We start from the raw sequence: 5,025 nt of genomic DNA, 5'->3' as shown, positions 1-5,025 counted from the left end.
GAGGCGAACGCAAACGATATCCTGGTACGGTTTCGCGACGTGCAAAAGAGCTACGACGGCGAAAGCCTGATCGTCAAACAGCTCAACCTCGACATCCGCAAAGGCGAATTCCTGACGCTGCTCGGGCCGTCCGGCTCGGGCAAAACCACCAGCCTGATGATGCTCGCCGGCTTCGAAACGCCGACCTCGGGCGAGATCCTGCTCGGCGGCCGCTCGCTCAACCGCGTGCCGCCGCACAAGCGCGACATCGGCATGGTGTTCCAGAACTACGCGCTGTTTCCGCATATGACCGTGGCGGAAAACCTGGCCTTCCCGCTCAGCGTGCGACGCATGGACAAAACCGACATCACCGAACGCGTCAAGCGCGCGCTGGCCATGGTCCAGCTGGAGAAATTCGCCCGGCGCTACCCCGGCCAGCTCTCCGGCGGCCAGCAGCAGCGCGTGGCGCTGGCGCGCGCGCTGGTATTCGAACCGCAGCTGGTGCTGATGGACGAACCGCTGGGCGCGCTGGACAAACAATTGCGCGAACACATGCAGATCGAGATCAAGCACCTGCATCAGCGCCTGGGGGTGACCGTGGTCTACGTCACCCACGACCAGAGCGAGGCGCTGACCATGTCCGACCGCGTCGCGGTGTTCCACCATGGCGAGATCCAACAGATCGACACCCCCGAGGGCTTGTACGAACACCCGCGCAACGCTTTCGTCGCCAACTTCATCGGCGAGAACAACCGCTTGTCGGGCAAGCTCGTCAGCCGCGACGGCGAGCGCTGCACGGTGGGCCTCGACAGCGGCGAACAGATCGAAGCCGTGGCCATCCACGACGCGGAGCCGGGCCAGCCGGTGTCGCTCTCCATCCGCCCGGAGCGCGTGCGCCTGGGCCATGGCGATGGCGCCGGCCACAACCGCTTCTCCGGGCGGGTGCGCGAATTCATTTACCTGGGCGACCACGTCCGAATCCGGCTCGAAGCCTGCGGCAACAGCCAATTCATCGTCAAACAGCCCATTGCCCAATTGGACGCTTCCCTCTGTGTCGGCGACGTGATTCCGCTGGCGTGGAACGTGGAGCATGTCAGGGCGCTCGACCCCGCCGTCGTCGCCGAGTAGTGCGCAAGTGTCGTTAAAAAACCTCAAGGAGAAACATCGATGGAGACTGCTGTGAAAACCTGGGCGCTGGCCGTCGCCGCCGCCTGTTCTGCCTCGGTCGCGCTAGCCGGTGACCTGACCGTGATTTCGTTTGGCGGCGCCAACAAGGACGCGCAGGAAAAGGCCTACTACGCCCCGTTCACCAAGGCGACCGGCGTCAACGTCGTCGGCGGCGAATACAACGGCGAAATGGCCAAGGTCAAAGCCATGGTCGATACCCACAGCGTGTCGTGGGACGTGCTGGAAGTGGAGTCGCCGGAACTCGCGCGCGGCTGCGACGAGGGCCTGTTCGAGAAGCTCGACTACAGCAAGCTCAACAAGAGCGACTTCGTGCCTGGCGCGGTGCAGTCCTGCGGCATCGGCATCTTCGTCTGGTCGACGGTGCTGGCCTACAACGGCGACAAGCTCAAAAGCGCGCCCACGAGCTGGAAGGATTTCTGGGACGTGAAGAAATTCCCGGGCAAGCGCGGCCTGCGCAAGGGCGCCAAGTACACGCTGGAAGTGGCGCTGATGGCCGACGGCGTGGCGCCGAAGGACGTCTACAAGGTACTGGCCACCCCGGCGGGCCAAGACCGCGCCTTCAAGATGCTCGATAGGCTCAAGCCGAACATTCAGTGGTGGGAAGCCGGCGCGCAGCCGCCGCAGTATCTGGTGTCGGGCGACGTGGTGATGAGCTCGGCCTATAACGGCCGCATCGCCTCCTCGCAGAAGGAAGGCAAGAACCTGAAGATCGTTTGGAACGGCGGCATGTACGACTTCGACTCCTGGGCCATTCCCAAGGGCTCCCCCAACAAGGACGCCGCGCTGAAGTTCATCGCCTTCGCCAGCAAGCCGGAGAACCAGAAGGTCTACTCGCAGCAAATCGCCTACGGCCCGAGCAACAAAAAGGCCATCGGGCTGTTGAGCAAGAACGAGGCCGCCGCGCTGCCGACCGCGCCGCAGAACATCAAGAGCGGCCTCGCGGTCGACGTGGCGTTCTGGGCCGATTACGGCGAATCGCTGGAACAGCGCTTCAACGCCTGGGCCGCGAAGTAAGCCCGGCTTGGCGCCGGTCCCGTCGGGCCGGCGCCGTTTTCCCCTTTTTTTCGCGACACGGAGCCACGATGACCGCCTCTACCGCCACGCTGACCGAGACCGCCCTGCCGGCGCAGGCGCGCCGCTCGCTCAAGAAAAAACTGGCGCGTGCCGAACGCCTGCACCGCTACCAATCGCTGTTGATGATCCTGCCGCTGTTGCTGTTCGTGCTGTTGGTGTTCATCGTCCCCATCGCCGCCATGCTCGCCAAGAGCACCGACAACCCGGAAGTGGTGACGGGGCTGCCGTTGACGGTCAAGGCACTCAGCGCCTGGAACGGCCGCGCCCTGCCGGCGGAAGACGCCTATCGCGCGCTCGCCGCCGACCTGCCCGCCGCGCGCGACGCGCAGACGCTGGGCGACGTCGACAAGCGGCTCAACATGGAAGTGCCGGGCTTTCGCAGCCTGCTCAATAAAACCGCACGCCAATTGCCGTTCGCATCCGCGCCGACCTCGTACAAGGACGCGCTCATCGCGCTGGACGAACGCTGGGGCGACCCCGCCTATTGGCAAGCGATGCGCCGCAATACCTCGGCGCACACCCCCTATTATCTGCTGGCGTCGCTCGACCACCGCATCGACGATTTGGGCGAGTTGGCGCCGGCCTCGCCCGACCAGGCGATCTACCTCGACATCTTCGCCCGCACGTTCTGGATGAGTCTGGTGGTCACCGCGCTGTGCCTGGCGCTGGCCTACCCGTTGGCCTACCTGCTGGTCAACCTGCCCACGCGCAAGAGCAACCTGCTGATGATTCTGGTGCTGCTGCCGTTCTGGACCTCGGTACTGGTGCGGGTGGCGGCCTGGATCGTGCTGCTGCAGTCCGGCGGCCTGATCAATGGCGCGCTGCAGAAACTGGGCCTGATCGACAACCCGCTGCAATTGGTGTTCAACCGCACCGGCGTCTACATCGCCATGGTGCACATCCTGCTGCCGTTCATGATCCTGCCGATCTACAGCGTGATGAAGGGCATTTCGCCGTCGTACATGAAGGCGGCGATTTCGCTCGGCTGCCATCCGTTCGCCAGCTTCTGGCGCGTGTACTTCCCGCAAACCGTATCGGGCGTGGCCGCGGGCGCGTTGTTGGTGTTCATTCTGTCGATCGGCTACTACATCACGCCGGCGCTGTTGGGCAGCCCGAACGACCAGATGGTCAGCTACTTCGTCGCCTTCTACACCAACACCTCGATCAACTGGGGCCTGGCCACCGCGCTCGGCGGCATGCTCCTGGCCGCCACGCTGCTGCTGTACATCGTCTACAACTGGCTCGTCGGCGCCAACCGCCTGCGCCTGGGCTGAGGAACGTCATCATGCTGAATCCGACCCTGTCCCCGATAGAACGCGTCTGGCACTACACCTTGCGCGTGTTCTGCGCGCTGGTGCTGCTGTTCCTGCTGTTGCCGGTGCTGGTGATCATTCCGTTGTCGTTCAACGACGGCGCCTTCCTGGTCTACCCGCTCACCGGCGTGTCGCTGCGCTGGTATCACGACCTGTTCAGCGCGCCGGAGTGGATCCGTTCGTTCAAGAACAGCCTGATCGTGGCGCCGGCGGCGACTGCGCTGGCGATGACGCTCGGCACGCTAGCCGCCGTCGGGCTGACGCGCGCCGAGTTTCGCGGCAAATCGCTGATCATGTTCGTGCTGATTTCGCCCATGGTGGTGCCGGTGGTGATCATCGGCGTGGCGAGCTACCTGTTCTTCGCGCCGCTGGGCATGGACAACAGCTATCTGACGCTGATCCTGGAACACGCCGCGCTCGGCGTGCCATTCGTGATCATCACCGTCACCGCCACGCTGCAAGGCTACAACCACAATCTGACCCGCGCCGCCGCAAGCCTGGGCGCGGCGCCGCTCATCGCCTTCTGCCGCGTCACGCTGCCGCTGATCGCGCCCGGGGTGATTTCCGGCGCGCTGTTCGCTTTCGCCACTTCGTTCGACGAGGTGGTGGTGACGCTGTTTCTCGCCGGACCGGAACAGGCGACGCTGCCGCGGCAGATGTTCAGCGGCATCCGTGAAAACCTGAGCCCCACCATCGCCGCGGCGGCGACGCTATTGATCGGTTTCTCGATCGTGCTGCTGTTGACGCTGGAGTGGCTGCGCGGCCGCATCGAGCGGCTGCAGAGCGCGCCGTAGGCATGCGTATCAAGCGGTCCAACCCGCCCGAACAAAAAGCCGCTTCGTGATGAAGCGGCTTTCTTACACCTAAGGAACCGATTATGCCAATCGGCCCAATGCAGCCTTATACGCCGCATTGCGTTCGCGTTTCCCAACTGATAAGACCAAGACCACGATCTTCTCATCCTGCACTTGATAAACCAGACGGTACCCCACCGTACGCAACTTAATCTTGTAGAGGTCGGTGCCGCCACTCACCGTTGCACTGGGTACCCGTGGCGATATTAAACGTTCTTTTAATTTGGTCTTGAATTGTTCGGCAATGGCACGGTCCAGCTTTTTGAACTCTGCCAGTGCTTTAGGGTGAAAATCTAACTCATAGCTCATCCAACGACACCCGGACAGACTGTTCGCCATCGTTCATTCGCTCGTTGGCAACCGCAGCCAGCGCCAGATCTTCCAGCTGATCGGCAAGCGCCTCCCACACAGCAGCACTGATGATGTAACCGGCCGGTTTATTGCGGTTGAGAATCGCCACAGGCTCGGCCTCGGCAGCAGTCAAAACGGCGCCGGGATTTTGCTTCAGCTCACTGATGCCGACTGCTTTGTTAGCCAATATCTTGTACATGCCCACCTCGCAAAGACCTATTTATGCGAACGAATTATAGGTCATTCCACACTTAAACACACCATAA

Annotated in this window: 6 protein-coding genes; 4 read left to right on the top strand and 2 right to left on the bottom strand. The window is 62.8% G+C overall.

Annotated elements, in window-relative coordinates; translation table 11 throughout:
- Positions 1-18 precede the first annotated feature (18 nt).
- From JOZ06_RS19970 to JOZ06_RS19955, 4 genes are all read left to right on the top strand, one after another.
- Positions 19-1,107 (top strand): ABC transporter ATP-binding protein, encoded by a 1,089-nt coding sequence (locus JOZ06_RS19970; RefSeq protein WP_293235694.1) that lies wholly within the window; start codon positions 19-21, stop codon positions 1,105-1,107.
- Positions 1,108-1,146: 39 nt separating this feature from the next.
- Complete coding sequence (locus tag JOZ06_RS19965) at positions 1,147-2,181, top strand: polyamine ABC transporter substrate-binding protein (RefSeq protein ID WP_293235692.1); 1,035 nt, start codon at positions 1,147-1,149, stop codon at positions 2,179-2,181.
- Positions 2,182-2,249: 68 nt separating this feature from the next.
- A complete protein-coding gene (locus tag JOZ06_RS19960; RefSeq protein WP_293235690.1) occupies positions 2,250-3,515 on the top strand; it encodes an ABC transporter permease in 1,266 nt (421 codons plus the stop codon).
- A gap of 11 nt (positions 3,516-3,526) precedes the next feature.
- Complete coding sequence (locus tag JOZ06_RS19955; protein WP_293235688.1) at positions 3,527-4,348, top strand: ABC transporter permease; 822 nt, start codon at positions 3,527-3,529, stop codon at positions 4,346-4,348.
- Positions 4,349-4,429: 81 nt separating this feature from the next.
- On the opposite strand, the gene JOZ06_RS19950 is transcribed toward JOZ06_RS19955, so the two are convergent.
- Together JOZ06_RS19950 and JOZ06_RS19945 are read right to left on the bottom strand one after the other, a co-directional pair.
- Entirely contained in the window at positions 4,430-4,717 is a 288-nt protein-coding gene (locus JOZ06_RS19950; protein WP_293235686.1) for a type II toxin-antitoxin system RelE/ParE family toxin, read from the bottom strand.
- Positions 4,707-4,958: a type II toxin-antitoxin system prevent-host-death family antitoxin gene (locus tag JOZ06_RS19945; RefSeq protein ID WP_293235684.1), complete on the bottom strand. Its 252-nt coding sequence runs from the start codon at positions 4,956-4,958 to the stop codon at positions 4,707-4,709. The genes JOZ06_RS19950 and JOZ06_RS19945 overlap by 11 nt, the downstream gene beginning before the upstream one ends.
- Between the last annotated feature and the right edge of the window lie 67 nt (positions 4,959-5,025).

Source organism: Paludibacterium sp., assembly GCF_019232825.1.
In the GTDB taxonomy this organism is placed as follows: domain Bacteria; phylum Pseudomonadota; class Gammaproteobacteria; order Burkholderiales; family Chromobacteriaceae; genus Paludibacterium.
The sequence above is the reverse complement of the archived record's forward strand: the minus strand, read 5'-3'. Positions and strand labels throughout refer to the sequence as shown.